The organism is Sphingopyxis witflariensis (assembly GCF_002205635.1).
Taxonomy (GTDB): domain Bacteria; phylum Pseudomonadota; class Alphaproteobacteria; order Sphingomonadales; family Sphingomonadaceae; genus Sphingopyxis; species Sphingopyxis witflariensis.
Map to the genome: position 1 here is coordinate 523,384 of NZ_NISJ01000002.1, position 26,852 is coordinate 550,235.

The window sequence follows — 26,852 nt, forward strand, 5'->3', positions numbered from 1 at the left end:
TCCCGCAACAATCGCGCCAAGCGGTTCGCGATCAGGTGAGTATCCCGGCCGCTTCGAGCGCCTCGATCGTCGCCGCATCCAGCCCGACGATATCTCGCAAGACATCCTCATTGTCACGCCCGTAACAGGGCGCGGAGCGTGCATATTCGGCCGGCGTGCGCGCGAGATGGAATGGCGACGCCTCGACGACGGCGGTGCCCGAGAGAGAATGTGGCAGTTGCACGAGATGCTTACGCGCCACAATCTGAGGATCATTGCCAAATTCTTCGATCGAAACCAACCGATGCGCGGGGATGCCGTTTTCCTGCAGAAGCTGTTCGATGACCGTGACTTCCTGCCGCGCAGCCCACTGCTCGAGCCGACTTTCCAAGGCGTCCTCGTCGCTCTTCCTCCCCTGGAATGTCTTCCATGCGGGCTCGTCGATTTGCGCGATCTCGGCAAGGCGTTCCCATTGCTCATCCGACTGCACCGCGATTGCAATCCAGCTATCCTCAGCGTTGGTCCGGAAAACGCCGTGCGGGGCCATGGCGAGGTCGCGATTGCCCATCGGTCCCTGTATCCTTCCCGTAACCGATGTTTCTGCGATCTGGGCGGCAAGGAACTGGACGCCGGCTTCGGTTTGCGACACGTCAAGCCAGCATCCCCGGCCGGTACGCCGACGATGGTCCAGCGCAGCCAGCGTGGCGGGAATACCGAAGCGGGGCGCGACGAAATCCGTATAAGGGCCATAGGGCCCAACCGGGGTCGCCCCCGCCATCCCCACGAGATTCTGGAAGCCAGCGATTGCTGCGCCATGGTTGCCGTAACCCGAGTAGCTGGCGAACGGTCCTGATTGACCGGTCAGTGACGTACTGACCATGACAAGACCCGGATTATCTTTCGCCAGCTCGTCATAAGACAGGCCCCAGCGCGCCATCTGCCCCGGCGTGAAGGATTCGACGAGGACATCCGCCCAGCGCGCCAGCGACCGCACGATGTCGCGTGCTTCCGGCTTCGACAGATCGAGCGACAGCCCGAGTTTTCCGGCGTTGCAGGTCTCATAGAGTGCGGATCGCTGCACATCATATTCGCCCGCTGGAAACGGCCCCATCAGTCGCGCCGTCTCAACGCGCTTTGCCGACTCTATTCGGATAACCGTCGCGCCATAATCGGCGAGATTGCGGCCGATGAGAGGCCCGGCAACGACCCAGGCCAGGTCGAGCACCTTCAGCCCGGCGAGGGGCTGCAACGAAGGCTCAGTTGCGTTTTCGACCGGCTGACTGGTTGCTGACCAATCCTCGAGGATTTGCTCCCGATCGGCATCGAGTCTCGGCGCTGCAGCGGGCGGCGCGAACCCCTCCGAACATTCGCCGCCAAAGCCCCAAGGCAGCGAATAGTCTCCGTTGGGACCCGCCACCGTCGCGATGTAGCCGCGCGCCGCGAACTGGTCGCTCTTCAGCAGATCGCCGATCGTTTCGATCGGCGCGATGCGGATGCCGCGGTCGAGCGCGATCTGCATGAGGTCCGCCTTGCGGAATCGCGCGAGGAAGGCCGACACATGGCGGCGAGCCTCTTCGAGCATTTCCCAGCTGATGTCGCTTTCGAGCCGTCCGTGCAGCGTCGTCCAGTCCCAGTCGTGAAAGGTCTCGGGAAGAGCGGACTCCTCGATCATCCACGCGAACAATTTATTGGTCGACGGGCCGGTCGCGGGCCCCATCGCCAAGTGCATTTCTGCAAGCCCGTCGGCAATGGGCCACTTCGATCGTCGGGTCAGCGATCCGCTTCCGCTGAGATCCATTGGTCCGCCTTTGCCGCCGGACAATGTGGCTCCAGGCCTGGGCACGAAATTCTCATGTCCGATAGACTCGGCGAGCACCGCGCCGAGCGTACATTGCGGAAGCGTCTGAAGGATGGCGAGATCGATATGCTGGCCCGCCCCGCTGCGGAGTCGCTCGGCCTGGCCGATCAACGCAGCCCCAGCGGCGGTTGCCGCGCCGTGGAGATAGGCCTGGGGTACGCTGATCCGAAGCGGCCGTCCTTCGTTGTCGCGAGTCAGGAGCAGCGGCCCTCCCGCCGCCCAGAGGGTCAGCTCGCTGTCAAGCCAGTCCTTTTTGGGGCCAGTGAGGCCGTAAGGCGTGATCGATACATGAACCAGCTTGGGATTCAGCGCCGCGATTGCGGCCGGATCGAGCCAGTCCGGGCGGCCTTCGCTCGGAGCGGCGGAATCAAACAGAATATCGGCTGAACCTAGCAGCTGCGCCCAAGTGTCCGGGTCGGTAGCCGGATCGCAGACAATCGAACGCTTCCCCGACGCGTAGGCCGCCCAGTAAAAGGAGTTTTCGCGCTCGCTCCAATCGGGGGAAAACGGGGGCTGCAGACGAGCATCGCTTCCACCGGGGGGCTCCATATGAACCACATCGGCACCGAGTTGAGCCAGTATATGTCCGGCCAGAACACCGCGGTAATTTGTGACATCTAGAACCCGATAGGGCGCAAGAAAGCCGCTATGCCTGTCGCTCATCCGAATCTCCCGTCGCACCTGTTACGCTGCGCTTTTATAATGTGCCTGTGGATGGGTCTGCAAACCGTAACCCCGCCATTCTCCAAACATGTTTCTGAAAACGTGTCCTTTTTATCTCGCCAGGGGGTCCCGATCGTTGCCGATCCCAGCACCGTGGAAGCAATTTTTCTAGCATAATATCAAGGTAATACTTCAAAGTGGACGAGGGTCCCGGTCAGCGTGCCGATTCACAAGCATCGGCGCAGATCAGTCCACATCCATCGGGGATATCTGCCTGCGATCGGCGCGATAATGTCCCGGGTCGGCCATCCAGAATTCGAACTCGGCTTCGTCCCAGATATTGTCGCGCCCCTTCTTTTCGGGTTTCGGAAAAGTGCCTTCGGCGACCTTCCGGTAAATCGTCGCCGATGACAGGGCCGCACGATAGGATAATCTCTTTGGTAGAAATTGTGGCGTGGTCGACCGACATGATTAGTCCCTCCTGCGCTGTTTGCTGAACTCACGGTCGCCCGCGATGAAACGCCCAATCATCGCCGGAACGATCCGCTCTACCGGCAGGGGCGCCGCCAGACCGGTAAGCCTGGCGTGAACCTCCGCATAATCCTGCAGCTCGCGCATCATCTCGCCGGGTATTTCAAGGGTGAGCTTGGCCGGCTTATCCTCCGGGATGGTTCCCAGCCTCAGCTTGGTCATATGCTGTCCTCCTGCGCGACAGGGTCGAGAATGATGTCGCGCGTCACGATCACGCGAAGCGTGAAACCCGGGCGGATCGTCAGCGTCGGCGGAATGCCGAGCTGGCGCTCCACGATCTGCCGGCCTGTTTCGTTCACTGTTTCCTGGCCACCATTTCGAAGGGCGCGGATGACGCGATCCTCGCTGCTGTCGCCAAGCTCCGCGCCGACGCCGAGAAGTGTCGAGATGAGCGCCGCTTTGAGCATATGGTCCCCATGATAGTCGGTCCGGTCGGCCAGTCCCGCCATGCCGGCGGCATCGGCGCCCGGCAATCGATCGAGCGCAATTGATCGTCCGCCCGGCAAGATCAGACGGTTCCAGGCAAGCAGGACCCGGCTTTGGCCGGCGGTAATCTCGCTGTCATATGCGCCGATCAGGCGCGCGCCCTGTGGAATGAGCAGGATGCGTCCCGTCGGGCTGTCGTAGACATTCTGGGTCACCTGCGCGGTAATGTGCCCGGGCAGGTCCGATCGAATACCCGTGATGAGCGCGGCGGGAATGACGCTACCCGCCTGTAGGACGTTGGCCGACACGACCTCGACCACGCGTGCAGCACTCTCCATAGCGCGGGCGCTGGAGCCGGGCAGAAACGCGCGGCGCTTGTTGGGGGGCCCGGCGTCGGCCGGTGCAGCAGAAGGGGGCGACGGCGGTTCGCCGGACAATGGATTTTCGGCCGCGACTGCGCCGCCGAGGAACAGCCGGCTCGCACGCGCGGCCTCGCGCTCCTGCGCGGCGCGCGCGCGTGCCTGTTCGGCTGCCGCGATGCCGGGGCCGCTGAGCGGCAACGGCACGATTTCGCCATTCTGCGGCGCCGCCAGCTTCGACCCTCCGACCTCCCCGAAACGTAGTTCGTCCATTTTCGGGGCCTTGCTGTAATCGGCGGGTCCGCCGGTCACCAACTCCGACCGGCTCGCATTTTCACTTTCATGGACATTCTCTGCGGCTTCCGGTGGCGGTGTCCGAAGCCCCCACCAAAGCGCTCCGCCGATCGCAAGACAGGAAATGCTGCCGAGGATTGCCAGCGCTTTCGGCGAGAGGCGCATTACTTTCGGCAGCTTGGCCCGGAGCCGAAGCACCTCCGGACGAGCAGGCGAAACGGGACCGGCCGCGAGCGGCATCTCGGCACCGCGCGCGGGCGATGCCTCTCGTTCTGGCGCGCTCACGAGCGGCCCCGCGCGCGTCCGGCGCGTTCGATGACGACCTGGCGACGAGCCTTGCCTGCTCCCAGCCGTAGCTCGCCGCGATCGAACAGCCGGTCGGCTATCATATAGCGGCCATGGACGCGGTAGTTCAGCAATTCGGCTTCGCCATTCGCGCCCAGGGCGAACAGCGGCGGCATATCGCCGACGGCAATCCCTTCGCCAAATTCGATGAAGAGCTGGCGCCCGTCATCGAACACGCGGACCGGCCGCCAGGCGGGCTTGTCGCCGGAGAGGCGGTAGCGGAAATTGAGTGCGGCGAGGTCGAGACCAGCGGCGACGGGCGCGGCACGTTCGCGTTCGGCTTCGGCGGCGCGGAGCGCGATCAGTTCCTGTTCGGGATAGGACCAGGATACTGATGGCATATAGGTTGCAGGCGTGGCGCGGAGCTCGATATGATAGGTCCGCCGACTGGTGTTGATGATGATATTGGTCATGATGTCGGCGCGGGTCGGTTTGACGAGCAGATGGACGCGGCGCGTAGCACCGCTGCCACTCACCGTATCGCCGATGATCCAGCGTACCGTGTCGCCCGCCGCCACCGGGCCGGGACCGACAAGCTCCTCGCCTTCCTGCAGCACGATATCGGTCACCTGACCCGGGGCCGCATAGACCTGGAAGAGCGCCCCTTCGGCCCAGGCATATTTCTGGATCGCGCCCAAGAAGGCCGCGCGATCGGGCTGGACCCGCGCCGCGTCATTGGCCCGGCCAATGCTCTGCCGCGGGTCGCGGGCATCGGCCGCCGTCGAAGGCGCCGCGATCGCGATTGCGGCAGTGCTGGCAAGCAGAAAGGCGCAAGAGAGAGGTTTCATTGGCTGAGTTCCTTCGACCAGGAGAGAGCAGTGACAAAAATGCCGAGCGGGTTGCGGCGCAGGCCGTCTGGCGTGCGCGGCGGAAGATGGGTGACAGTCAATATGGCCGACCAGCGCGACGTCTCGGCAAGGCTGCCGTCCTGATAGCGGCGCTCGGTCCAGGCGATGCGGAAGCTGTCCTTCGACGCCCGGATCACGCTCGACACATCGACCGCCACCTGGACCTTGCCGACCTCGGCAAAGGGATCATTATTCCGCGCATGATCGTTCAGCGCCTGCGCGCCCGACGCAGTCGTAAAATCATAGGCGCTCAGCCAGTCCTTGCGCAGCACGACCGGATCGGCGGGGATCGAGCGGACATGCTCGATAAAGCGGGCGAGATGAAACGCCGTCTGCGGATCGGTCGGCCGATAGTCGGCGTCGGCCGACGCGACCGCGCGCGCTTCGCCGAGTTTATCGACCTCGACGATCCAGGGCGTGATCGTGCCGCGCGCCGACTGCCAGACGAGGCCGCTGGCAAGGCCGGCGGCAAGCGCCAGACTGCCAAAGCAGGCGAGCCGCCAATTTCGGGCTTGGACGCGTGCCGAACCGATGCGATCGTCCCAGACCTGCGCCGCCCGCTGGTAGGGCGTCACCGGCACCGGCGCTTTGCCATAATGGGTGGTGGGCCGTTTGAACATGTCGCTCAATCCTTCTCGCTGATGTCGGGCGCGGAGCCGGCGCCATGGCTGTCACCGGCCTTGAGGGTCTGGGCACCGAGGGTCGCGCCGTGGCCGATCGCCTGGCGGCGGCGCATGGCCGCGGCCCAGGGCGGCGGACTATCGCTGACCGATCGGGAAGAGGCGCCACCCGATCCGCCACCGCGTCCTTCGGCAAAAGCCGCGCGGACGCGATCGGCCGCTTGCCGGGCGGGTGCGGCGGCGGCGCTCGCCGCGGACCGCCCGACATTGGCGAGGCCCGCTCCCACCGCAACAGCACCGCTCTTCCCGGCCGCGCCGGCCGCATAGGCGGCCGAGGTGCTTCCCGCAGTGCGCGCGCTGTTCACGGCCGCGCCGCGGGCCATCGTCGCGGCGGCGCCCGTGGCAAGCGTCGTACCGGCAGCCCCCGCCGCGAGCGTCGCACCAGCGGCAACGGCGGTGCCAGCCGCGGCGCCGGCGCCGAGCTGCGGGCCGCCCGCGACGATGCCATTCGCAATGCCGGGACCGAATATTCCGAGCCCAAGCAATGTCAGCGCGCCGAGCGCGATCGCCATGGCCTGCTCGATGTCGGGATCGGCGCCGAGACCAGCGTTCATGAAGCGGCTGAAAAGCGTCGTTCCGATGCCGGCAATGACCGCGAGCACCAGTAGCTTGATGCCCGACGAGACGATGTGGCCGAGCACACGTTCGGCCATGAAGGCGGTGCGGCCGAAGAAGGCGAAAGGCAGGAGAATGAAACCGGCGAGGGTCACGAGCTTGAATTCAATTATGGTCACGAAGATCTGGACCGCGAGGATGAAGAAGGCGAGCACGACGATCAGCCAGGCGACCAGCATGATCATGATCTGGACGAAGTTGGTGAAGAGGCCGACCGGCCCGACCAGATCGGCGGTGCCGTCGAGCAAAGGCTGGGCGGCGTCGATGCCGGTGGCGGCGACCACGCCCGGACGCATGAAGTCGCCGATCGCCATGGCGCCGCCACTCGCCTTGAGGCCGAGCCCGGCGAAGCTTTCAAGCAGGATCGTGGCGAGGCTCTGGAAGTTGCCGATGATGAAGGCAAAGACGCCAATGTAGAGCGTCTTCTTGACAAGCCGCTGCAGCACATCCTCGTCGGCGCCCCAGGCCCAGAAGAGCGCGGCGATCGTCACATCGATGACGATGAGCGTCGATGACAGGAAGCCGACCTCGCCGCCGAGCAGCCCGAAACCGCTGTCGATATAGGTCGAGAAGACCGACAGAAACTGGTCGATCACGCCGGTATCGTTCATCACGCGTCCCCTTTCTTGCCGAAGAAATGTTGCCGCTTCGCCTCCCACGCCGCTTCGCAGCCCGGGTCGGATACGGTGATCGTGCGACACCGGCGAAGGATCGGCGGTGATGCGGGAGGCACCTCCACCCGCGTGATCGCAGGAGCGGACGCACCGGGTTCGGGCGGGCCGACCGCGGCGATCAGCGCGAGCGTCAGCGCAAGGCCGCCGAGTATGGCGACCCCGGCGATCCTGCCCGCCCGGTCCATTTCAGTCGGCTTTCCGGAAGCGGCGAAAGCGCTCGCGGCCCTCGGCTTCGGCCGCAGCCCGGCGCGCCGCCTCGAGCATTTGCGCCCGGCCCTGCGCCGCCATCACGGCGGCCAGATCGGTGAGCTGCTGCGTCTGCAGCGCGAGCAGCTGGTTGCCGGCCTGCGCGGCCTGCAACGCGCCCGTCGCCGACTGGCTGGCGCCGACGAGGATACCGACCTGCTGCCGGGTCGCGCCCATATTGGTGACGATGCCGGCCTGGACCTTCATAGCATCCTGAAAGGCGCCGACGCTGTCGTTCCAGCGCGCCTCGGCATTGGCGACCATTGCGGCGTGCGGCGCGGCAATCGCACCACCCTTGTAGCGGCTGTCGAACGCCTGCTGGATCTGGCCGACATCGAAGGCCACGCGCTGCGCCTCGCCGAGCAGCTGGCGGGTCCGGTCGACCTGGTCCTGCAGGTCCTGCAGCATCGAGACCGGCAGCGCCTGAAGATTGCGCGCCTCATTCATGAGCGACGTCGCTTGATTTTGCAGCATGGCGATCTGATTGTTGATCTGCTCGAGCGTCCGCGCCGCGGTCAGGATATTCTGGGCATAGTTGCGCGGATCATGGACGATGCCGCCGATCTGCGCCGCGGCCGGGGCCATTGCCCCGCCCATCGCCAGGGCCGATCCGGAAATCAGCGCCGCAAGCAGCGCATGGCTCTTCCGATTATTCATCACATCACTCCTTCAGCTGGTCGGGGATTTCGAGGTTCGCGAGAAGATCGGCGGCCCAGGAGAGGCCGCGGTGGCGGAGCCAGAATTCGGCGAAGTCGGCGTGGCCGTGCGCTTCGACAAGCTCACCGATCTTGATCTGGTCGGTCTTCGACGAGGCCGCTGTGAAGGCGAGCGCGATCTCGCCGAGGCCGAGCTCGAACAGCCGGTTGCCGCGCCGCGATTGGCAATAATAGTCGCGCTTCGGCGTGGCCCGGCTCAATATCTCGATCTGGCGATCATTGAGGCCGAAGCGTTCATAGACTCGCGCGATCTGCGGCTCGGTCGCGCGTTCGTTCGGCAGGAATATCCGTGTCGGGCAACTTTCGATGATCGCCGGTGCAATGCTGGAACCTTCTATATCGGCAAGGCTCTGGGTCGCGAAGATCACGCTCGCATTCTTCTTGCGGAGTGTCTTCAGCCATTCCCGCAGTTGCGCCGCAAAGGCCGGGCTGTCGAGAATGAGCCAGCCCTCGTCGATGATGATCAAAGTGGGCGAACCGTCGAGCCGCTGGCCGATGCGGTGGAAAAGATAGGCGAGCACGGCGGGTGCCGCGGCCGCGCCGACAAGGCCTTCAGTCTCGAGCGCCTGCACCCGGGCGTGCCCGAGATGTTCGGCTTCGGCGTCGAGGAGGCGTCCCCAGGGCCCGCCAACGAGATAGGGCGCCAAGGCCTGTTTGAGGTCCCGCGATTGCAGCAGGACGGCAAGACCGGTGAGCGTGCGCTCGGCGACCGGTGCGGTCGCGAGGGATGTCAGCGCCGACCAGAGATGGTCCTTCGCCGCCGGATCGATCGTCACGCCTTCGCCGGTGAGGAGCGCAGCGAGCCATTCGGCGGCCCAGGCCCGCTCGCCGGCTTCGTCGATGCGCGCGAGCGGCTGCAAAGCGACGGCGTTGCCGCTCGCTTCGTCATGGAGCGCGCCGCCGAGATCCTGCCAGTCGCCGCCCATCGCGATCGTCGCGGCGCGGATCGACCCGCCATAGTCGAAGGCGAAGATCTGGCTGCCTTCATAGCGCCGGAACTGGAGCGCCATGAGCGCCAGCAGCACCGACTTGCCGGCACCGGTCGGGCCGACGACGAGACAATGGCCGACATCGCCGACATGAAGAGTTAGGCGGAACGGCGTCGAGCCTTCGGTCTTGCCATAGAGCAAGGGAACATCACCGAAATGCTCGTCGCGTTCCGCCCCTGCCCACACCGCTGATAAGGGTATGAGGTGGGCAAGATTGAGGGTTGAAATGGGGGGCTGTCGGACATTGGCGTAGACATGCCCAGGCAGGCTTCCGAACCAGGCCTCGAGGGCATTGACGCCTTCGACCGTGCAGGTGAAGTCGCGGCTCTGGACGATCTTCTCGACCAGCCGCAGCTTCTCGGCCGCAAGCGCCGGATCGCGGTCCCACACGGTGATGGTGGCGGTGACATAAGCGATGCCCGCCTCGTCCGCGCCGAGCTCCTGCAGCGCCATATCGGCGTCGGCCGCCTTGTTCGCGGCATCGCTGTCCATCAGCACCGAAGCCTCGTTGGTCATCACCTCCTTGAGGATCGCTGCCAGTGATTTGCGCTTGGCGAACCATTGGCGGCGGATTCGGGTCAGCAATTTGGTGGCGTCGGTCTTGTCGAGCATGATGGCGCGCGACGACCAGCGATAGGCGAAGGCCTGGCGGTTGAGCTCGTCGAGCAGCCCGGGAAAGGTCACACTCGGCAGACCGGTGATCGTCAGCGTGCGGAGGTGATGCTCGCCGAGCCGCGGCTCGAGCCCGCCGACAAGCGGTTCGTCGGAAAGCAGCGCGTCGAGATAGGCGAGGGTCTCGGGCACCCGCACCCGCTGGACCTTGGTCGAGATGCAGCTGTGCAGATAGGTCAGCGTCTCGCCGCCATCGAGCCATATGGCCTCGGGCATGAAGCCTTCGACGAGATGAAGCATGCGGCCGGTGCGGTCGATAAAGCTCTTCAGCAATGCCTTCGGATCGACGCCGGTCTTCGAACGGCCCTCATAGAGCCAGGCCTCGGCGCGCGCGGCCTCCTCGGCGGGCGGCATCCACAACCAGGTCAGATAATAGAAGCTCTCAAAATGCGCGCCTTCCTCGCGGAACTGCTCGCGGCGCTCGACATCGACGAGCTCGGACACCGCATCGGGAAAATCCGACACGGGATAGGAATGTGCGGGTACGCGCTGCGCCTCGACGAACACCGCCCATCCCGATCCCAGACGCCGCAGCGCATTGTTGAGCCGCGCGGTCACGGCGACGAGTTCGGCCGGTGTCGCGCTGTCGAGATCGGGGCCGCGGAAGCGCGCGCTACGCTGAAAGGAGCCGTCCTTGTTGAGGACGATCCCTTCGGCGACGAGCGCGGCCCAAGGCAGATAATCGGCGAGCGACGCGGATTTGGAGCGATATTCGGAGAGGTTCATCATGGGCGCATCCAGACAGGATATTTGAGATGGCGGCGGGCGACGTCGACGAACTGCGGATCGCGGCGCGCGGCCCAGACCGAGAGGGCGTGGCCGATCGCCCAGATCGCAAGGCCGGCGATCCAGAGCCGGAGGCCAAGGCCGATCGCGCCGGCGAGCGTGCCGTTGACGATCGCGAGGCTGCGCGGTGCGCCGCCAAGCAGGATCGGTTCGGCGAGCGCCCGGTGCACCGGCGCGAAAAAGCCCGGGACCTCCCCTTCCCGGCCCATCAGACGAGCGCTCCGCCGCCGAAGGAAAAGAAGGACAGGAAGAAGCTCGAGGCGGCGAAGGCGATCGACAGGCCGAACACGATCTGCACGAGCCGGCGGAAACCGCCCGACGTGTCGCCAAAGGCAAGGCTGAGCCCGGTCACGATGATGATGATCACCGCGACGATCTTGGCGACGGGTCCTTCGATGCTTTCGAGGATCGACTGGAGCGGCGCCTCCCAGGGCATCGACGAGCCGCCGGCATGGGCGGGCACCACGAGAGCGAAGGCCATGGTGAGCGCGGCTGTGCTCCATATGGCGCGATTGGCAGGCATGAATTTCATGACGGGTCTCCTGCGGAAACAATGGGGATGAGACGATATTCGCCGGTCGCGGGATCGAGCCCGTCGATGCGCGCGAGTTCGGACAGCCGGCGCCCCGTGCCGTCGCGAACGAGTATGACAATGAGGTCGATCGTTTCGGCGAGCAGCGCGCGCGGCACGGTGACCACCGCCTCCTGGATCAATTGCTCCATGCGGCGGAGCGCTCCGAGCGCACTGCCAGCGTGGATGGTGCCGACGCCGCCCGGATGCCCGGTGCCCCAGGCCTTGAGAAGATCGAGCGCTTCGGGCCCTCGCACCTCGCCGATCGGGATGCGGTCGGGGCGAAGCCGCAGCGACGAGCGGACAAGGTCAGAGAGTGAGGCAACCCCGTCCTTGGTGCGCATCGCGACGAGATTGGGGGCTGCGCATTGCAGTTCGCGCGTGTCTTCGATCAACACGATGCGATCGCTGCTCCCGGCAATTTCCGCGAGCAATGCATTGGCGAACGTGGTCTTGCCGGTGCCGGTCCCGCCCGCGACGAGAATATTCAGCCGGTCGGCGACAGCGGCGCGAAGGATCGCGGCCTGCGCCGCCGCCATGATGCCCGCGGCGACATAGTCCTCCAGCGTGAACACCGCGACGGCGGGCTTGCGGATCGCGAATGTCGGTGCCGACACAATGGGAGGAAGCAGGCCTTCGAAACGTTCGCCGCCATCGGGCAGCTCGGCGGAGACGCGCGGCGCAGCACCATGAACCTCGGCACCGACATGGTGCGCAACGAGCCGGATGATGCGCTCACCATCGGCGACGCTCAGTATCTCGCCGCTTTCGGTGACCCCCTGCTCCAGCCGATCGACCCAGAGCCGGCCGTCGGGATTGAGCATGATCTCGATGACTTGTGGATCGGCAAGCCATTCGGCAATCGCCCCGCCCATTGCGGTACGCAACATGCGCGCACTGCGATGGCGTGCTTCGATCCGGATCGATTCTGCGGCCATCGGGACCCCGTTTTCTGGGCCGGGCAGAAGCGCCCGGCTCGACGGGGACGATTAAGAGACGCAGAAAAGTCCGCAGTTCAACAAGCTTCTGCCGGCATCATATCATGGCGTAGAAAGACAGGCGGTGGCGTAGGCCGCAGCAGAGTAACATGTTGCAAGAAACCGCGAACCGCGTGCGGTCGCTTGCATCGCGCGCGATTTTGACAACAGTGTCAGCATGAGTGATTCGGGGTCGCATCGATCGGAGGACGACGGACGCTGGGCGCGCCTCACCGTCAAGCAGCGCGCCTGTCTCGATCTGCTGCTCGAGCGGCAGACCTCCAAGCAGATTGCGCGCCGTCTCGACATTTCCAAGCAGGCGGTCGATCTCAGGCTGACAACCGCGCGCGATGTGCTGGGCGCAGCGAACCGCGATGAGGCCGCAATTATCTACGCGCGTCTCAAACAGACCTATGATCGGATACTATATGATCCGATCATACTTCCCCAACCGCGCCAACTTCTGCCATTCGCTTCCTCGAACGGAGAATTGCCCGCCCCGGTGCCGCTGCCCGACAGCAGATCGATGACGGACAGTCCGACGGGCAGCAGTTCGCCGTTCAGGGATTTCCGGAGGCATGATCATGCCCGGGTCAGACGAGTCTGGATCATGGCGACCATGCTGGTTGGCATGGCCCTTCTCATCCTGACAGGACTTGCGATCGCGCAGGCGCTGACGCGGCTGATCTCCGGCTGATCCCTTTTTCCAGTCAACCAACGATAGCCGAAGCGCGACTGCGCTTTCGGAGAAAGGAGAAGTCATGCCCAAGGAAATTACCTTCACGGCCGCCCGTCTCGTGCGCGATGTGCCAGCTGCCGAAATCAGGATCGACGATGCTCTTATCGCGGTCTCCTCGCTGATGGCGAGCGTCGTCACCGCGCGCCGCGACACCGATGGCGTTCCGGCCACCAGGGGCCATGCGACGATTCAGCGGCTCGTGAAGGCACAGATGGCGCTGGTCGATGTGAGCGGCGACATCTTGCGCGTCCATGGCGACCTTGTCGACATCGGGCGCGAGACCGGGGGCTATGATCTCCACGAATGTCCAGCCACCGCCGAAGGCGATGCCACTCCGCTGGCGTCGGCCGCCTGATCGATTGACCGGGAGCGATCGGCATGGAAGTCTGGAGCGGTGCGCATCGCCTTGTTTCTCGCCTTCTTGCTGGTCGCGACCGGTTATGCCGCTTGGCGCGGGGGTGGTCCCGAGCGCGCCATGGCGGCGATCGCGTTGACGATGGTGGGAGCCGACCAGCTCCTTCATGTGTTCGTCCCGCCGGAATATGCGGCGCTGGACCTCGGGCATCTCGCGATAGATTTTTTCGGCGTAGCGGCGACGACCGGCCTCGCGCTGTTTGCACATCGTTTCTGGCCTATGTGCGCCGCCGTGCTCCACATGCTTCCGATCCTCGCACACACGACGCGGTGGCTGGACGTGACGATGCAACCGTCAGTCTATCTCACGATGCAGGTGGCGACCTCCTGGCCGGTGCCGCTGATCCTCATCCTCGCAACCTGGCGTCACCAACAACGGCTGGCGCGCGGCGAGAGCGAGCCGTCCTGGCAGATTTGATCGCGGCGATCGATCCGGCGAACAGCCGGACGTTGGCGGATACCCTGCTCTCGGAATATCGCACGCTCGCGCGTCTTTGGGCGCAATCGCCCGCCTCGCTCGGCAGGATTCTCGGGAAGAACAGCCCGGTCGCCATGATGCTGACCACTGCGCGCGCGGCGACGCTTGAGGCCATGCGTTCGCAAATGACTGGCCGCGTCCTCACGCCATCCGATCCCAAGCTGATCCAATATCTGCAGGCGTCGATGGGGGCGCTGCCCCATGAAATTCTGCGCGTGCTGTTTCTCGATTCATCGCGGCGCCTGATTTCGGACGAGCAATTGCAATATGGGACCATCGGGCAACTCACGGTCTATCCGCGCACCATTTTCCGCCGTGCTCTCGAACTTAACGCTGCCGGCATCATTCTGGTCCACAATCACCCCAGCGGCAATCCGGCCCCGAGCCGCGGCGATGTGGATGTGACCGATCGGCTGGTCGGGATTGGCTATGCGCTCGATGTCGACGTGCTCGAACATATTATCGTGACGAGCAACCAGCATGGAGCGATCTTGCAGCGGAGAGCGAGCAAGCCACGGCGGCAGCGGAACGCGCTTCGTGACCGGACTGCCGACTCGGAGCAGACCCGTCTTGCCCTGTCCAATGCGCGGCGCACGGTAAGACGACGGCTGTTGCGCCGGCAACTTGTCGGCGCCGATGAATTGTTCGGCGAACCCGCCTGGGAGATATTGCTCGACCTCTTTATTCATGAAGGCGAAGCCAGATCGGTTTCCACGAGTTCGGCATGCATCGCCTCGGGGCTACCCACAACCAGTGCGCTCCGCTTGCTTCGGCGGCTTTGTGAAGAGGGTCTGATCAGCCGCGAGGCGGACCGTGACGATGGCCGGCGAAATTATGTGCGGCTGAGTCCAGATCTCGCGCACCGGCTGACCGCCTATTTTGCGGAGGGCGACGCGTGAGCCGCGAAATCGCATCATTATCCGTCCAGCCACGCGCAGCCGCTTCGCAGCGATGGCCTTTACCGGCGCAATGGCCTGAGGTTTTCGCGCGGAGAATATGCCCCATAATCTCCGCATAAAATGCGGTGATTATGGGGCATATTCTTCGCAGGACGCCAATGCGAGATGCCCAATCGACCGCTGAACGGGTCTGAATTACCAAGGGCATCCTGGTTCGAGACGAAAGGGGCAGACGCGGCACATCCTGTTCACTCGCCCAGATTCAAGTGTGAGATGGGCCGGATGATCTGCAAGGATGGCGTTGGGCGCGCATAGCCGGGAATTCGAGAATATCGTCCGCGAGCGAGCATGGTTCTGGTGCGGCGACGTGTTTGGTATCGAGCGCCTGTTGCTCAAAGCCCCATGCCCGATCGCAAGGACAAAGACTTGGACAGGGCCGTTGCCGCCGAGTTGTGAGCGGCTGGTGCGGATAACGCTGCTGGGGGAATCGCTGTTTGGACCGTTCCGGCGCGTTCGTTTATCGCGGAGATCAGCCCGGCGCGACTATTGGTGAAAACCGTGGCGGACTGTTTGGCTCGCGAGATTCCGACGTAGAAGGATTTCTGATCGACCAGATTGGTGGCGCGACTGTCGGCGTGGATGATGACGTGATCGGCTGTGCGGCCTTGGGCAGCGAAAGCCGTATCGACATAGGCGTGGGCGATATGCTGATCGCGGGCAGCATCGAGCCGAAGTGTCTGCGTCTGGCCCCGCTGGCCCCGCACCGTCGCCGTGCGGGCCTTCTCGTCAACCGCGGTCACTATTCCACGCGCACCGTTGATCCGGCCCGCGTCACGATCGTTGCGGGTGAAGCGGATATTCTCACCAATCCTGACTTCCATACGCTGCGGCTCGAAAACCTGTACCTTCGCGGCGCCCCACTGCCGCAAACGCCAATCCACTTCGCGCCCGTCCTCCGATTTGAGAGCGATCGCGGATTTGACAGGGTCGATATTTTCAACGCGATAGGCTTCGCCTTTCGTCACGCCCTTGTCGGCATAGTCGCGGGCGAAGCGGACGACATCGCCTCGGTCATAACTCAGAGGATCGCGCGCCTCGGCGCGGGTTAGCCCTTTACTGCCAAGACTCTGCATGGCGACGGCAGGCCCGGTGAGCGCGCCCGATTGGGAAAGGGCCGCGCGAATGTCCGCAGTCAGTGCATCGCGTCCTTCGCGCGATGGCTCAATGACAAGAGTGCGCGCGCGCGCCTTCTGGTCCAGCTCGGCATATCGCTTTGCCATGGCAGCGAAGCGCTCGGCGCGGTCAGCGGCCTCGACGATCTCCCCGCCGCCATGATCGAGCGCCGCGAGCGCCTTTTTCGCGTCGCCCTCGATCGAGGCCAGTACGGCGTCCCTGGTCGCGGTGTTGGTCTGGCGAACAATCTCGGCGAGCCTGGCGGTTTCCATGCCAGCGTCCTGCAACTGCTTGAAGGCCGCGCCGGCCTCGACCGATCCAAGCTGCTTTACATCGCCGACGAGGATGACGCGGGCATGGTGCTGGTCGGCCAGGTCGAACAGGCGAGCGGTATCGCGCGCGGACAGCAGCGATGCTTCATCCACAATCCATGCGGCGGGCCGCCCATGAGCCGACGGCTCGGGCGACAGTAAATGCCGCGCGACCGTATCGCCGCGCGTTCCGAGGGCCTCCCCCAACACCATCGCCGCCGATGCTGTGGGCGCGAGGGCAACGACCGCAACGTCGCGCGCTTCGGCTTCGCGGGCGAAGGTCGCGAGGACGGTCGTGGTTTTGGCGGTACCGGCATATCCCTGGACCGCGGTGATGCGATTGCGGCTGGTCAATATCTGCTCGGTCGCCGCGCGCTGATCGGCATTCCAGGCAAAGCCGGCTCGTTCGCCCCGCGCCGATACGCCGGCTACCGCCTTGGCGGCAGCCAGCGGCGAAGCGATGGGCGCGAGCGCGCCGCGCCCACGCGCTTCGATCCGCAGCAATTTCGTTTCGGCTTCGACATTTTCGCGGGTCGTGAAGCCGGAAAACTCGGCGCCGCGCCGATCAAGATATGTACGCTCGATCAAGCTCCCCTGCCGGGTCGCCGACGCGATCGCCGCACCAATTTGTGCATAACCGACTTTGCCCAGTCCGATCCGTCCGGCTTCCTCGTGCAACGCGGCCGCAGAAAAGACCGATTGGCGTTCGCCGAGCTTATCGGCAGCATGGGCCAGGGCGCGATCCGCCATCGTGGCCTGCGCGGCCATATCGGCACGGAGCGGAGCGCCGGCGGCCTTCATCTCGGTGTTGCGGACCATCGCCTGCCGTGCTTCCGGTCCGAACCCTGCGTTACTGGCCGTCTCGCGCCAATCGGCGACAAGGGACGCATGATCGACCGCGACCTTTGACCGGCGGGTGTCGAGCGCGGCCATTTGCTTTTCGGCGGCGCTGGCGGCTTCGCGCGAGGTGCCGAGCTCGCTGAGCGCCGTCTCAATCTCGGCGCTGCGGGTGCTGAATGCTGCCATGACGTCCGCAGTGACGCCCCTGATCTCGAACATCGAGTCCCTTCCGGTCTCAATCTCATAACCGAGCTCACGCACCTTCAGCGCCAGTTCCTGCCGGTAGATGGCGCCGATCTGCTTCTGAAGCTGATAGATGGCGCGGGGTTCAAGACTGCGCCAACTGCCGTCCTCTCCCTGTGTCGCATTCATAATGACATTGTGGGTATGGAGCTGCGGATCCTGAGCACGGCTGGTGCCATGCTGGAAACTCGCGACGATGAGATTGGCGGTCGCCTCGCGGGACACCGCGCCACCGTGCCGGACGCGGGTCGCGGCCATATGCGTCTCGACATGGGCAAGCGCCGTCTTCACCGCCCCGCCATGCGCGTCGATCAGCCGCCGGTCGCCCGCGACCTCGGCCATGATCGACACCGATTTGGGCGCGCTCAGGGTCACGTCCCAGCCGGGCCGATGCTCAAACTGCCCGTCGCGAACGGTGCCGAGCTGCTGGTCGCCGATCTTGCCGTCGAGCAGTTCGCGGAAGGTCTCGCGATCAACATCGCCTGACAAGCCGAGTTCGTCGGCACCCTTCCCATGCCATTCGGATGGAGAGAGCCCCCCTTCGGCATAATAGTCATCAGCCTCATAATAGCTGCTCGCCTGCGCCGAACTGGTGAGCACCGATACCGATGCGACCATCAGACCGGCCCATCATCGACTGCGGGCGGGCGCTCCGCTGGTTTCTGCTTTGGCTTCGGTTTTGGTTTCTCGGTAGCGGCTTGCGCGGTGCACTCAGCCTTGGACTCGCGCGGCACTTCCGACGACTGCTGCGACAGGCTGGTCTCCGGGTTGGCAGCGACAAAAGCGCGTTGGCGGGGTTCGCCACGTCGCCTGACATGATCGTCGCTGAGCGAAATTCGTGCCACCGGAAATCCATCAGGAAACAGGAGATAACCCTCGTATCGCGCGAGACGCAGTTCGCTTTCAAGCACGGCAGGTCGGGATTTCCGTTGCCGACCCAAGGTCATCCTGACCTTGCCATCGTCGTCGTCCAGCGCGCCGCTCATGGTATGGACCTCGACCTCGCAGGTGCCGATCGTGTCGCTCGCCCACGTTCGCGTCTCGGCATCACCCGCCTGAAGGAACAGCTTGGTGTTGCAGCAGCCGAGCATGGATTCGGCGAGATCCTTACCATAGCGGTGCCGCATCTGGCCGACCGCCTGAAAGGTCAGGACGACGGCGGCGCCAAACTTTCTGCCTTCTGGCAGCAGCCGCGCAAGATTGTCGACGCGCGGCAGGTCGGCAAGTTCGTCGAGCAAGAACCAGATCCGGCGATCGGAAGACGGCGGCAGCCCCAGCAAGGCGCTCGCCGCGCATTCGAGCCAGCAGGCAAGCAAGGGCTTCGCTGCCTCGAAATAATCCTCCTTCCGCGGCACGAAGATCCAGGGCTTTGGCCCCTTTCGCTCGTCGAGACCGGACAGGAAGTCCCGAAAGGCAAAAGATGGCTCATCGCCTTCCTGCATCCGCAGGAACTGGATGAGGTTCGCCGCCTTCGCCAACATGAAGAGGACGCTGCCCGTTGCCCGATCCGCGTCGTCGGCGAAGGTGCGCGCGGACGAAGTGTCGCCGAGCCAGGCCTTGAGGTCATCCTTGGTTCGAACTTGAAGCGCATGGAGCAGATCGGGCAGCGTGCCCTTCTTCTGGCGCCAGAGGGCGCGGATCATATTGGCGACGAGGATGCGGCTGGTCTCGAGCCAGACGTCGCGGTCATGCTGCCCGGTCTCGGTGATCAACTGGGTTGCGATGCGGTCGGCATCAGCGGGGTGGGCAATCTCGGCGAAGGGCGACCAATAGGCGCAGCGCGCGTCGAACGGATTGAGGATGATGTCACCGCGTTCGGGGTTGTAATATTGCGCGATAAACTCGCCGCTCGTGTCATAGACCAACGCCGCCTCACCACGCGCCTCGATCCCGTCGAGCAGCTGACGCAGGACGGTTGTCTTGCCGCTGCCGGTCGTTCCTATCATCGCCATGTGCCGGGTTTCGAGCCGGTTCGGGAAGGGAACCGGTCCGATCGCCAAGGCCCGCGCGCCGGCATCGCCTCTCGCCAGTTTCACGAGCTTCCGCTCAGACGTCACCAAAGTACCGCCGACATAACGATCGCGTAGCGCCCGCTCGCGTCGCCGGGCCGCGACCTCGCGCAAAAGGAACAGGCCCGAAAGCCACGCTATAAACCCCAACATGCTTCCGCGTTTGACGAACGAGACCGTGACGTTCGCTGATTGACGATAATATCCATGGGCTGCGACCGCCCGGGCCGACACCCGATAGTCCACACCATCTTGTCGAATCGTCATCCCGGGGTCGCCGCCCGCGGCGCCCGCGAACCATGTCAGGATGTTCGCATGATAGTAGGTACCGGTCGCCTGCACGTTGCCCGGATCGAGCATCAGATAGGGTGCGGAGAATCCGCCGAGCGCGATCGACGACAACATGATCGCGACGTGCCGTTTGAACCGTCGTGTCTGGCTGTAACGATAATGGCGGCGCAGCGCGTCGGCATGGATGCGGCGATCGGGAGACCTGTTCATGACCTGTCCTCCCGCGCGATCGCTATCTGCCGATCATAGGCTCGGTTGATTTCCACGAGGACGACCTCATCGGTCTTCCCGGCACCCTGCGACGCGCTGCGTGCATAACAGTAGGCGGTGCATGCAATGTACAAGGTCCGGTCGAGCATCCGCTCAACCTCGGCCAGACGGGTGCTGACCGAGGCCATCTCCGTCACAAGCTCATGACTGACGGTTTCGTTCAGCGGTGGCGCATCCAGCGCCGCAACGCCGGCTTCGATGCATGTCGCGAGCATCGCATAGACGGTGTCCCCTTTCGCTTTCGCAAGCTCAAGAACGGCCTTGTCGACCTCCGGCGGAAGGCGAACTGTATGTTTGACCAGCCTCATTGCTGTTCTCGCCGGCGGCGGCGATACGCCGTCTCCAAAATCGGCGGAATCGCGGCGTTCTCAGGCGCCAAAGTGGAAGTGCCGTCGGATCCGCCGCTCGGAAAGCGGCGGAAAAGCTGGATGCACCCGTGCGTGAGGTGTGTATCCAAATTACGGGTCCGATGCGTAGCATCGCGGCCCTGCAACCTTGCGTCATAGGCTATCAGTTGAGTCATCGTTCGGTCCGATCTGACATGCATTGCACGAGACGTTGTTCGCTTCGCAGACGGGCAAGTATCTTGTCATTCGCCTCGACCGGAAAGCGGTACAAAAAGCGGATTGGGCGACGTTTTTGTTGGCGGTCGCGATGCTGGTGACCAACCATCGAGTGTTTGCGCAATGGTCGAAGCCGCTGACGAGTTTTCAGGCTGTTTGTCGCTTTCACGCTGGGTGAAGAGCGATGCGCCCTGCCAGCCCGGCACCGCGCGTGTCGGCGCGGGAACCGACGAAGCCGTGCCCGATGCGCCGAATTCGGGTGCGATCTGGCGGACGTAAGTGACTGTCTCGGCGGGCAGGCCGCGCCGTCCGGCCGCATAGGCATCGGCGCGGCCAGGGCCCGCATTATAGGCCGCCAGCATCAAGCGGACGTCGCGGTAGCGGTCCCACATCGCGCGCAGATAGGCGGCGCCCGCAAGGATATTCGCGCGGACGTCAAACGGGTCGCGGCCGAGACCGTGCCGCAACGTAAGCATTCCCCAGGTCGCGGGCATGATCTGCATCAGCCCCATCGCACCCGCGCGCGAAACTGCACGACGATTGCCGCGGCTTTCGGCGTGCATCACGCGCCAGATCCAGATCTCCGGAATGCCGAAGCGCTGCGCCGCTTCGGCGACCGGACCGGCATAAGGGTGCGGATCGATCGCCGACGAAGCTGCAGCCGCAGCGCTCGTCGAGACCAGAGCGAAGGTCGCGGCCAGGCCGGCTGAATGCACCGCGATGCGCATTGCGAACGCAATTGCGATGCGGCGGCGATACAGCGCGTTCGCCATGGCCTAGCGCTGTTCCGGCGTGTCGGAACGCGTCCAGCGTAGGCGCAGGGGCTCGCCGCTGCGGGATCGGCGCAGCAGGTTCGCGCATAGCGGCGCCCCGAGCGCCGGGTCATCCATTTCCAAGGTGATAATAAAGCCGCGCAACGAGAGGTCGCTGCGGCCAACACCAATCTCTACGCCATCCTCGACGTGGCCGAGAAAGACGCGCCACTCGGGCGCATCTTCGTCGTCCGCATGCTCAGCGCGCACGATGTTCACTTCGGCATTGAGTGTGAGCGTGTGGATGCAACCGATGTAGCCGTCGCCATTGTTGCGAAAGGTGCCAATAATCATTGCCAATACTCCTGGCTGGTGAGGAAAACAGAGTGGGCGGTGGTGGACGAGCGCCAGCGAAGCGGCGCATCGGGGGCATCGCGCGTAAGAATCGGGCGCGCGGTGCCGATCAGGCCCTCGGCGGCTAGCGGACCAAAATATCGACCATCGAGGCTGTCCGGCGCGGCGTTGACGAGGAAGAGTTCGTGCGCGCCGACGATGCGACAACCGAGCCAGACCGGCAGCGGTCGGCCCAGGCGGTCGCGCGCCAGCGCGCGTGCGACCGCATGCCCGTCGATGGTCACGAACACGCCTGATCTGCAGACGCGTGCGCCGGGCAAGGCGGCGACGCGCTTGAGCAGTGGCACGCCGAGCGGGAGATAATGGCGCGCCGCCAGATAGGCGCCGAGCGAAGCGGGCGGCCGGATCGCGACGAGATCGCCGACGCGCGGCGACGCATCGCGCTCGATGCTATAAAGACCGATCGGAGCGCTGGCGCTCGCATTCCAGAGCAGGCGCGGCGCCGGCGCAAGCCAGGCGACGACGACAAAAGCCGTGCCGAAGAGCGAGGTGGCCGCAATGGTGGCGGCAAGATAGGAACGGTTCATGCCTCGATCGCCCGGCGGCGAAGCCATGCCGCATGGCGGTCGGCGTTATAGGGTCGGAAGGGCATGCCCGCCGCAACTCGGATACCTACATGGCGCCAATGATCGGGCGCGGCATCGCACGGGTCGATGCCGGCGGCGTCGACAGCGTCGATCGCGTTGAGCACCAGCTGGACCTTCGGCCACTCATCGACGCGAAGCAGGATGTCGCCGCCCGGACGAATGAACGGGAGCCTCGCATAAGGCTGGCCAGCCGCCACCGCGGTGACAATCGCGATGCTCGAATGGACGATCCCATAATTGTTCGACGTCCAGCGGACGAAGGCGAAGGTGGCGCCGGGCCGGAACGCGGCGACGCTCGTGCTGCGACCGCGAATGCATACCGCGGCGATCCGGCCGAAGCGGATCCCCTGCTCGAGGCGCCCCTCGATCGAGGTCAGTTCGACTTCCGTCAGGCTGCCGCGCGACCCCGGAAGGGCCGGCGCCGCGTATTGCGACGAAAGCGCGGGAACGCAGTGGCTGCGCATCAGCGGCGCACCGGGCGCGCCGGATGAACGGTGCCCTCGCCGGGATCCGATGTCGAATGACGCCGGCCGATTTCGGCCCAGGCATTAAGATCGTCGATTGCATAGACGATCCGGCCACCGAGCTTATGATAGGTCGGACCTGTGCCGTAGCAGCGATGCTTTTCGAGGGTGCGCGCGGACAGCCCAAGGTGCACGGCTGCGTCGGGGGTCTTGAGAAATCGCGGGACGGTCGGGACGGGAATAGCATGCATGACGGGGCTCCTGGCGCCCCGCCGGACGCGGGAGGCGCGGCCGGCGGGCAGGAGGCGACATTCGGAAATCTTGGGCCGACCCGGGAACGGACAAAATGCGTGGCGGCGGAATGTCCCGATCAGCCTCCGCCGAGGAGTCGGCGATACCCCCCATCGCGCATCGCGATCGCGCCGCGCTGCCAGCGTGCGATACGGCGGCGCTCACTCGAGGCGTCCCATTCGGCCGCCGAATAATGACTCGCATCGGCGAGGATCAGCGCCGCCGCGAGATCGCGCGGCGAGACATTTTCGTCGAGGCCGTCGAGCATGCGAAGCCACTGGACGAGCCGCCAGCGTTCGGAGGCGCCGGGCTGCCCGCATGCGACCCTGTGCGGCGTGGAGCGCCTGATAATGCGGCGATGCAGTCCGCGGGTTGCCGTCTGACGTGTTTCGGCATGCCCATCGGCGGGCACCACATAAGCGATTGGTTCGTCGCGCTCGCAGTCAGAAATCCAGAGTCGGTAACGGCGACCTTCGATCGTCAGGATCAGATGCCATTCGCGGTGCGAGATCAGCTCCGCAGAAACAACCCCCGCGTCCGCGATATCCGACAGGGCCGCCGCGGCGAAGCCCGATGGCGCTGGCGCGGCGATCGCGGTGAGGGCGCAGAGCTGGGGCCGCCAGATGGCGGGTGCACGCTCGGCACTGGCATCGGGGTCAACGGCGAAAGACCAACCCCCATTGGCGGGCCAGCCGGTCGAGCGCGGCGTTAGTGCGGCCCGTCAGGGACGCGGCGCGATAGCCGGCGCGGTAGCGCGGGTTTCGGCGCAGGAATTCCTGCGCGAAATCGGCGCGATCATATTGTTCGAATATCTTCAGAAAATCTGGCGACCGCCAGTCACATGCCTGTTTCATCACTCACCTCCCGAAGCCAGGTGAGGATAAAGCACGGAAAGTCATCCAGTTTCCATAGCAACCTCGCTTCTGGCACTCGGAGCCTATACCATAGGCTCGTCGAGCACCGATCCAAACGTTCGCGCGCAAAGGTCCCAATATGAGGATATCGCCGCCCGGCAGGAGCCGGACGGCGATTATCTGCCGCTCAATTCTCGCGGCGGCTCTGGCGGCTCCAGACGAGATCATATTCATCGCCTTCGCCCGTGAAGAGCTGCGCGAAGATGGGCGCCGTGAAGCTCGGGTCGTCGAGTTTGACCGAGAGGTAGGGACGCTTGTCCTGGCTCGTCTTCTCCCAGGCCGCGCCCACTTCGGCGTCGCCAACGAAGACCCGGTGGCTCGGCGCGTTGCCGTTCGGTTTGGCCTCGGGCGTGATGCGAACCGATTTCGCCTGCACCGAGAGGGTGATGATTTGACCCCGGTATTCGCCGGAGATTTTCTTGAAGCTGCCGATCTTGGCCATGATGATATCCTTTCCTCAGGTTCGAGCCCGCACCAGCGCGGCCTCGATGCGCATCGACGGGCAGCAAGGGGACGGCGCCGCAGCCCGAAGGGCCCGCAACGAAGTGCAGGACGGCGCGGTGCGTCTTTCTTGTTTCGCGAGGAACGGCGGCACGCCGGGGGAAGAAAGTCGTGAGCGCGCCGTTGCGGCAAGCCGGCCCAGCGAAGCGGCTTGGTGCCAGATCGCGCATTCGAAGAGGCCGTGCTGGTGCGGCAACGGTCCGGAAAGATCAGTCCCCGACGGCAAGCTGATGAAGGACTATGCCCGCGATGCCGGGATCGACACCCGCGCTGTGCGCGTGAGCGGGACGCTCTCCCCCTGCTCATCCGACCCGGCCCGTCCGAGACCACGCCATGCTGACGACGCCGTGCACAGGCCGCCAGCAAGTGCGAGTCCATCAAGCCAGACCCCCTTGTCGATCGCAAGACCCGCCAGTCCCGTAACGACCTGATATCCCGCAAATCCCGCGGGCCCAGCGAAAAGCAGTGCGACAAGCGCCCGCAGCAGCGGCGAGCGGATGGACGTGTAGAACAGCTGGCCGGTCAGCTGAACGACGAGTCCGATCATGAACCCCGCCGCCAGGACTGCCGCCAAGCCATAGCCTTGATCGTGGAGCAAGAGCGCGGCGCCGGCTCCCGCATAGAGAGGTAACGTCAATGCCGCTGCGCGGAAAAGCAGCCAAATAAAGTAGAGTGCGGTGATACCGCCGAGGATGAGCATCAGGGTCACAAGCGTCCTCCTGTCGGACGCGCTCGCCACCACCACCACAGCGCAATCTGCGGTTCCATCATAGCCAAACGGCCGGCAAGGTGGAACGGTAATCCGAACCACCTTGAACCGAGGCCATGACAATCAGCGGTTGAACGGATCATATTCGCAGACGATGCAGCCGGGATCGCCGTCGAATTCGTCGAGCGGCATCACGGAGAAGCCCTGCGAGGTTTCGATGAGGACGATGATGGTCATCATCGTGCGGGCGAGGTTCCAGCCGAGCGATTGGGCGGTGGAAAGCGGCATATCGAGGCTCCTGCGTAAGGAGCGGGACCATTCCCGCTCGACAGTCGCCCCGTCGGCCGGGGACAGGCCGCAATCACCGCAGCCGAAGGCAGCGGCCCAAGCGAAGCGTAGGGACCCCTTGCGGGTTGATTGAAGGAGGCCTGACCTCGCGCCAGGGAACAGCGGCAATCGAGAGCGGGATGATCCCGCGGTCCGGACAAGGCGCCGGGCATGGTCTTGCTGACCCATGCGTAAGGTTGCGCCTCGCCAGTTTGGGGATGGTTGCGGGCAACGCGTGGCAGCGGGCAACCGACGAGGCCTGGCAACACGATGATTGCGAGCGCCAATGTCCAGAGCCGCCGCCGCGCCCGCATAGCGCCAGAAACGCCGGGTGCTGACCGGGCATGCACCAGCATGAGGGCTATGATGAGCGGGTCAGTGTCAGCACCGTCGTCGGCCCGCGCATGGACCGAGATTCGGTTCATGGCCGACATCATTGTGATGAACAGGCGGCTGGTTTATTGATAGGAACATGCCGATGACGCCCCTCGAACGCGCCGCCCGCGCCCTATGCCGCCTCGATGGTCACCCCGAGAACGCGACCATGGACCGCAAGCCGCTGTGGGCGGACTATCTGCCCGAGGCCCGCGCCGTCCTCCAGGCGATCCGCGAGCCGAGCGTGTCGATGCTGTCCGCCGCCGATCGCCATGACAAAAGAGATGCCTCTGCCGACGCATGGCGCGCAATGATCGACGCCGCTCTGGCGGAAGGTTGATTGGAAACGATCGAAGCCGTTTTGCAATCATGCGCGATGTTTTTGGGCGGTTTATGGAATTGGATCATTGCGCACGAAATGAACCAAAAACCTCCAGAAGAGCGAAAAGCGACCATAATATGGACGTCGAGGTTTTTTGCTGCCGCGTTGGTGGTCGCGGGCGCATTTCGGATTTTCCCGTTTCTTACATGATGCCGCCTCATTTGGTTAGGAAACACCGAAGCCGGGAAATTTGGCTCCGCCTGGCGGCGGAGCCAAATCCGATTCAGCTCGGCGGGTTCCAGATGAGAACCTTCTTCGAAAGATCGTCACCCGGCGCATTCGCAATGTTGCAGTAGATCGTCCCAAGTTCGGGAGCCGAGAGCGACACCGAGACATATTCGGCGCCAGTGGTCTGCGCGGTCCGCACCCAGCCGGCGCCGAGCTCGAAACCATTTTTGCGGCTGACGACACGATAGTCGGGCTCGCTGTCCTTCACCTTGCGGCCGTTCGGGATGATCGCGATCGGCGCGGTGACGCTGAGGGTGGCGAGCGTGCCTTCGAAGCTGCCGTCCGCCTTGACGGTGAGATTTGCGATGGTGGCCATATGAAGTCTCGTGCGCCAAGAGTGGTGGGTAGGATCCACCACGCGCGATTATTGTCTCTGCGGGGTGAAAGGCCCCGTCCTCCACGTGCCGCAACACGGGGAGCGAAGTGGATGGGTGAGGTGAACCGGGTGC

Annotated in this window: 32 protein-coding genes; 5 read left to right on the plus strand and 27 right to left on the minus strand. The window is 64.5% G+C overall.

The features are described from left to right. Positions 1-31 precede the first annotated feature (31 nt). The 13 genes from CDQ91_RS06425 to trbB all read right to left on the minus strand — a co-directional run bounded on the left by CDQ91_RS06425 (position 32) and on the right by trbB (position 12,190). Positions 32-2,500, minus strand: coding sequence for a CaiB/BaiF CoA-transferase family protein (locus tag CDQ91_RS06425; RefSeq protein WP_088471867.1), 2,469 nt, complete (start codon positions 2,498-2,500; stop codon positions 32-34). A 246-nt stretch (positions 2,501-2,746) separates the two neighbouring features. Further along, positions 2,747-2,914: a helix-turn-helix transcriptional regulator gene (locus CDQ91_RS06430; RefSeq protein ID WP_088471947.1), complete on the minus strand. Its 168-nt coding sequence runs from the start codon at positions 2,912-2,914 to the stop codon at positions 2,747-2,749. A gap of 57 nt (positions 2,915-2,971) precedes the next feature. Next, positions 2,972-3,193, minus strand: coding sequence for a DUF2274 domain-containing protein (locus CDQ91_RS06435; RefSeq protein ID WP_088471868.1), 222 nt, complete (start codon positions 3,191-3,193; stop codon positions 2,972-2,974). Continuing rightward, positions 3,190-4,275: a TraB/TrbI/VirB10 family type IV secretion system protein gene (locus CDQ91_RS06440; protein WP_336579613.1), complete on the minus strand. Its 1,086-nt coding sequence runs from the start codon at positions 4,273-4,275 to the stop codon at positions 3,190-3,192. The genes CDQ91_RS06435 and CDQ91_RS06440 overlap by 4 nt, the downstream gene beginning before the upstream one ends. A gap of 116 nt (positions 4,276-4,391) precedes the next feature. Further along, positions 4,392-5,243, minus strand: coding sequence for a P-type conjugative transfer protein TrbG (gene trbG / locus CDQ91_RS06445; protein ID WP_088471870.1), 852 nt, complete (start codon positions 5,241-5,243; stop codon positions 4,392-4,394). Then, the gene (gene trbF, locus CDQ91_RS06450) at positions 5,240-5,923 is read right to left on the minus strand and encodes a conjugal transfer protein TrbF (protein ID WP_088471948.1); all 684 of its coding nucleotides are present in this window, start codon (positions 5,921-5,923) and stop codon (positions 5,240-5,242) included. Before trbF ends, trbG begins: the two co-directional genes overlap by 4 nt. A gap of 5 nt (positions 5,924-5,928) precedes the next feature. After that, positions 5,929-7,209 carry a P-type conjugative transfer protein TrbL gene (gene trbL / locus CDQ91_RS06455; RefSeq protein WP_088471871.1) on the minus strand — a complete coding sequence of 427 codons (1,281 nt, stop codon included), beginning with the start codon at positions 7,207-7,209 and terminating at the stop codon, positions 5,929-5,931. Then, positions 7,209-7,457, minus strand: coding sequence for a putative entry exclusion protein TrbK-alt (gene trbK-alt / locus CDQ91_RS06460; protein WP_088471872.1), 249 nt, complete (start codon positions 7,455-7,457; stop codon positions 7,209-7,211). Before trbK-alt ends, trbL begins: the two co-directional genes overlap by 1 nt. Before the next feature lies 1 nt (position 7,458). Further along, a complete protein-coding gene (trbJ, locus tag CDQ91_RS06465) occupies positions 7,459-8,175 on the minus strand; it encodes a P-type conjugative transfer protein TrbJ (RefSeq protein WP_088471873.1) in 717 nt (238 codons plus the stop codon). 4 nt (positions 8,176-8,179) lie between these two features. After that, positions 8,180-10,624 carry a conjugal transfer protein TrbE gene (gene trbE, locus CDQ91_RS06470; RefSeq protein WP_088471874.1) on the minus strand — a complete coding sequence of 815 codons (2,445 nt, stop codon included), beginning with the start codon at positions 10,622-10,624 and terminating at the stop codon, positions 8,180-8,182. After that, positions 10,621-10,890, minus strand: coding sequence for a VirB3 family type IV secretion system protein (locus CDQ91_RS06475; protein ID WP_088471875.1), 270 nt, complete (start codon positions 10,888-10,890; stop codon positions 10,621-10,623). Before CDQ91_RS06475 ends, trbE begins: the two co-directional genes overlap by 4 nt. Then, entirely contained in the window at positions 10,890-11,204 is a 315-nt protein-coding gene (locus tag CDQ91_RS06480; RefSeq protein WP_272897608.1) for a TrbC/VirB2 family type IV secretion system protein, read from the minus strand. Before CDQ91_RS06480 ends, CDQ91_RS06475 begins: the two co-directional genes overlap by 1 nt. Positions 11,205-11,209: 5 nt before the next feature. Next, on the minus strand, positions 11,210-12,190 hold the full coding sequence (gene trbB / locus CDQ91_RS06485; RefSeq protein ID WP_088471877.1) for a P-type conjugative transfer ATPase TrbB: 981 nt from the start codon (positions 12,188-12,190) through the stop codon (positions 11,210-11,212). A gap of 217 nt (positions 12,191-12,407) precedes the next feature. Between trbB and CDQ91_RS06490 the strand changes: the two genes are divergently transcribed. From CDQ91_RS06490 to CDQ91_RS06500, 4 genes are all read left to right on the plus strand, one after another. Beyond that, positions 12,408-12,926 (plus strand): helix-turn-helix transcriptional regulator, encoded by a 519-nt coding sequence (locus CDQ91_RS06490; RefSeq protein ID WP_088471878.1) that lies wholly within the window; start codon positions 12,408-12,410, stop codon positions 12,924-12,926. 64 nt (positions 12,927-12,990) lie between these two features. Further along, positions 12,991-13,323: a hypothetical protein gene (locus tag CDQ91_RS06495; RefSeq protein ID WP_088471879.1), complete on the plus strand. Its 333-nt coding sequence runs from the start codon at positions 12,991-12,993 to the stop codon at positions 13,321-13,323. A gap of 39 nt (positions 13,324-13,362) precedes the next feature. Continuing rightward, the gene (locus tag CDQ91_RS21215) at positions 13,363-13,800 is read left to right on the plus strand and encodes a hypothetical protein (protein ID WP_158213625.1); all 438 of its coding nucleotides are present in this window, start codon (positions 13,363-13,365) and stop codon (positions 13,798-13,800) included. After that, positions 13,797-14,759, plus strand: a complete 963-nt coding sequence (locus CDQ91_RS06500; RefSeq protein ID WP_158213626.1) for a JAB domain-containing protein — start codon at positions 13,797-13,799, stop codon at positions 14,757-14,759. Before CDQ91_RS21215 ends, CDQ91_RS06500 begins: the two co-directional genes overlap by 4 nt. Before the next feature lie 392 nt (positions 14,760-15,151). Here CDQ91_RS06500 and mobF read toward each other — a convergent pair whose 3' ends face one another. The 13 genes from mobF to CDQ91_RS21445 form a co-directional block, all read right to left on the minus strand. Beyond that, a complete protein-coding gene (gene mobF, locus CDQ91_RS06505) occupies positions 15,152-17,944 on the minus strand; it encodes a MobF family relaxase (RefSeq protein ID WP_088471881.1) in 2,793 nt (930 codons plus the stop codon). Then, positions 17,944-19,836 carry a type IV secretion system DNA-binding domain-containing protein gene (locus tag CDQ91_RS06510; protein ID WP_088471882.1) on the minus strand — a complete coding sequence of 631 codons (1,893 nt, stop codon included), beginning with the start codon at positions 19,834-19,836 and terminating at the stop codon, positions 17,944-17,946. The genes mobF and CDQ91_RS06510 overlap by 1 nt, the downstream gene beginning before the upstream one ends. Beyond that, on the minus strand, positions 19,833-20,204 hold the full coding sequence (locus tag CDQ91_RS06515) for a hypothetical protein (protein ID WP_088471883.1): 372 nt from the start codon (positions 20,202-20,204) through the stop codon (positions 19,833-19,835). The genes CDQ91_RS06510 and CDQ91_RS06515 overlap by 4 nt, the downstream gene beginning before the upstream one ends. A 281-nt stretch (positions 20,205-20,485) precedes the next feature. Next, complete coding sequence (locus CDQ91_RS06520; protein ID WP_419722546.1) at positions 20,486-21,232, minus strand: lytic transglycosylase domain-containing protein; 747 nt, start codon at positions 21,230-21,232, stop codon at positions 20,486-20,488. A 3-nt stretch (positions 21,233-21,235) separates the two neighbouring features. Beyond that, complete coding sequence (locus CDQ91_RS06525; protein ID WP_088471884.1) at positions 21,236-21,565, minus strand: DUF736 domain-containing protein; 330 nt, start codon at positions 21,563-21,565, stop codon at positions 21,236-21,238. After that, positions 21,562-22,152, minus strand: a complete 591-nt coding sequence (locus tag CDQ91_RS06530) for a S26 family signal peptidase (RefSeq protein ID WP_088471885.1) — start codon at positions 22,150-22,152, stop codon at positions 21,562-21,564. Before CDQ91_RS06530 ends, CDQ91_RS06525 begins: the two co-directional genes overlap by 4 nt. After that, a complete protein-coding gene (locus tag CDQ91_RS06535; RefSeq protein WP_088471886.1) occupies positions 22,149-22,676 on the minus strand; it encodes a DUF2840 domain-containing protein in 528 nt (175 codons plus the stop codon). The genes CDQ91_RS06530 and CDQ91_RS06535 overlap by 4 nt, the downstream gene beginning before the upstream one ends. Further along, positions 22,676-22,927, minus strand: coding sequence for a helix-turn-helix transcriptional regulator (locus CDQ91_RS06540; RefSeq protein WP_088471887.1), 252 nt, complete (start codon positions 22,925-22,927; stop codon positions 22,676-22,678). The genes CDQ91_RS06535 and CDQ91_RS06540 overlap by 1 nt, the downstream gene beginning before the upstream one ends. Positions 22,928-23,046: 119 nt before the next feature. Next, a complete protein-coding gene (locus CDQ91_RS06545; protein WP_336579616.1) occupies positions 23,047-23,382 on the minus strand; it encodes a DNA -binding domain-containing protein in 336 nt (111 codons plus the stop codon). Positions 23,383-23,623: 241 nt separating this feature from the next. Next, positions 23,624-23,821: a transcriptional regulator domain-containing protein gene (locus tag CDQ91_RS06550; RefSeq protein WP_088471889.1), complete on the minus strand. Its 198-nt coding sequence runs from the start codon at positions 23,819-23,821 to the stop codon at positions 23,624-23,626. A 187-nt stretch (positions 23,822-24,008) separates the two neighbouring features. After that, positions 24,009-24,323, minus strand: a complete 315-nt coding sequence (locus CDQ91_RS06555) for a DUF736 domain-containing protein (protein WP_088471890.1) — start codon at positions 24,321-24,323, stop codon at positions 24,009-24,011. Between the two features lie 297 nt (positions 24,324-24,620). After that, positions 24,621-25,091: a hypothetical protein gene (locus CDQ91_RS06560; protein WP_144036706.1), complete on the minus strand. Its 471-nt coding sequence runs from the start codon at positions 25,089-25,091 to the stop codon at positions 24,621-24,623. A gap of 123 nt (positions 25,092-25,214) precedes the next feature. Continuing rightward, a complete protein-coding gene (locus tag CDQ91_RS21445; RefSeq protein ID WP_164499231.1) occupies positions 25,215-25,379 on the minus strand; it encodes a hypothetical protein in 165 nt (54 codons plus the stop codon). A 517-nt stretch (positions 25,380-25,896) separates the two neighbouring features. Between CDQ91_RS21445 and CDQ91_RS06565 the strand changes: the two genes are divergently transcribed. Then, the gene (locus tag CDQ91_RS06565) at positions 25,897-26,133 is read left to right on the plus strand and encodes a hypothetical protein (protein ID WP_088471892.1); all 237 of its coding nucleotides are present in this window, start codon (positions 25,897-25,899) and stop codon (positions 26,131-26,133) included. Positions 26,134-26,398: 265 nt separating this feature from the next. On the opposite strand, the gene CDQ91_RS06570 is transcribed toward CDQ91_RS06565, so the two are convergent. Then, positions 26,399-26,719 (minus strand): DUF736 domain-containing protein, encoded by a 321-nt coding sequence (locus CDQ91_RS06570; protein WP_088471893.1) that lies wholly within the window; start codon positions 26,717-26,719, stop codon positions 26,399-26,401. Positions 26,720-26,852: the final 133 nt, after the last annotated feature.

Coding starts and splice junctions, on each gene's coding strand:
- CDQ91_RS06435 (WP_088471868.1), bottom strand. CDS start 3,193: ATGACCAAGCTGAGGCTGGGAACCATCCCGGAGGATAAGCCGGCCAAG.
- CDQ91_RS06525 (WP_088471884.1), bottom strand. CDS start 21,565: ATGATTATTGGCACCTTTCGCAACAATGGCGACGGCTACATCGGTTGC.
- CDQ91_RS06515 (WP_088471883.1), bottom strand. CDS start 20,204: ATGAGGCTGGTCAAACATACAGTTCGCCTTCCGCCGGAGGTCGACAAG.
- CDQ91_RS06540 (WP_088471887.1), bottom strand. CDS start 22,927: ATGCATGCTATTCCCGTCCCGACCGTCCCGCGATTTCTCAAGACCCCC.
- CDQ91_RS06425 (WP_088471867.1), bottom strand. CDS start 2,500: ATGAGCGACAGGCATAGCGGCTTTCTTGCGCCCTATCGGGTTCTAGAT.
- trbL (WP_088471871.1), bottom strand. CDS start 7,209: ATGAACGATACCGGCGTGATCGACCAGTTTCTGTCGGTCTTCTCGACC.
- trbK-alt (WP_088471872.1), bottom strand. CDS start 7,457: ATGGACCGGGCGGGCAGGATCGCCGGGGTCGCCATACTCGGCGGCCTT.
- CDQ91_RS06510 (WP_088471882.1), bottom strand. CDS start 19,836: ATGAACAGGTCTCCCGATCGCCGCATCCATGCCGACGCGCTGCGCCGC.
- CDQ91_RS06480 (WP_272897608.1), bottom strand. CDS start 11,204: ATGCCTGCCAATCGCGCCATATGGAGCACAGCCGCGCTCACCATGGCC.
- CDQ91_RS06490 (WP_088471878.1), top strand. CDS start 12,408: ATGAGTGATTCGGGGTCGCATCGATCGGAGGACGACGGACGCTGGGCG.
- CDQ91_RS06555 (WP_088471890.1), bottom strand. CDS start 24,323: ATGGCCAAGATCGGCAGCTTCAAGAAAATCTCCGGCGAATACCGGGGT.
- CDQ91_RS06565 (WP_088471892.1), top strand. CDS start 25,897: ATGACGCCCCTCGAACGCGCCGCCCGCGCCCTATGCCGCCTCGATGGT.
- CDQ91_RS06475 (WP_088471875.1), bottom strand. CDS start 10,890: ATGGGCCGGGAAGGGGAGGTCCCGGGCTTTTTCGCGCCGGTGCACCGG.
- CDQ91_RS06495 (WP_088471879.1), top strand. CDS start 12,991: ATGCCCAAGGAAATTACCTTCACGGCCGCCCGTCTCGTGCGCGATGTG.
- trbF (WP_088471948.1), bottom strand. CDS start 5,923: ATGTTCAAACGGCCCACCACCCATTATGGCAAAGCGCCGGTGCCGGTG.
- trbJ (WP_088471873.1), bottom strand. CDS start 8,175: ATGAATAATCGGAAGAGCCATGCGCTGCTTGCGGCGCTGATTTCCGGA.
- CDQ91_RS06520 (WP_419722546.1), bottom strand. CDS start 21,232: ATGGCGAACGCGCTGTATCGCCGCCGCATCGCAATTGCGTTCGCAATG.
- CDQ91_RS06570 (WP_088471893.1), bottom strand. CDS start 26,719: ATGGCCACCATCGCAAATCTCACCGTCAAGGCGGACGGCAGCTTCGAA.
- trbG (WP_088471870.1), bottom strand. CDS start 5,243: ATGAAACCTCTCTCTTGCGCCTTTCTGCTTGCCAGCACTGCCGCAATC.
- CDQ91_RS06535 (WP_088471886.1), bottom strand. CDS start 22,676: ATGCGCAGCCACTGCGTTCCCGCGCTTTCGTCGCAATACGCGGCGCCG.
- trbE (WP_088471874.1), bottom strand. CDS start 10,624: ATGATGAACCTCTCCGAATATCGCTCCAAATCCGCGTCGCTCGCCGAT.
- CDQ91_RS06440 (WP_336579613.1), bottom strand. CDS start 4,275: ATGCGCCTCTCGCCGAAAGCGCTGGCAATCCTCGGCAGCATTTCCTGT.
- CDQ91_RS06530 (WP_088471885.1), bottom strand. CDS start 22,152: ATGAACCGTTCCTATCTTGCCGCCACCATTGCGGCCACCTCGCTCTTC.
- CDQ91_RS21445 (WP_164499231.1), bottom strand. CDS start 25,379: ATGCCGCTTTCCACCGCCCAATCGCTCGGCTGGAACCTCGCCCGCACG.
- trbB (WP_088471877.1), bottom strand. CDS start 12,190: ATGGCCGCAGAATCGATCCGGATCGAAGCACGCCATCGCAGTGCGCGC.
- CDQ91_RS06550 (WP_088471889.1), bottom strand. CDS start 23,821: ATGAAACAGGCATGTGACTGGCGGTCGCCAGATTTTCTGAAGATATTC.
- mobF (WP_088471881.1), bottom strand. CDS start 17,944: ATGGTCGCATCGGTATCGGTGCTCACCAGTTCGGCGCAGGCGAGCAGC.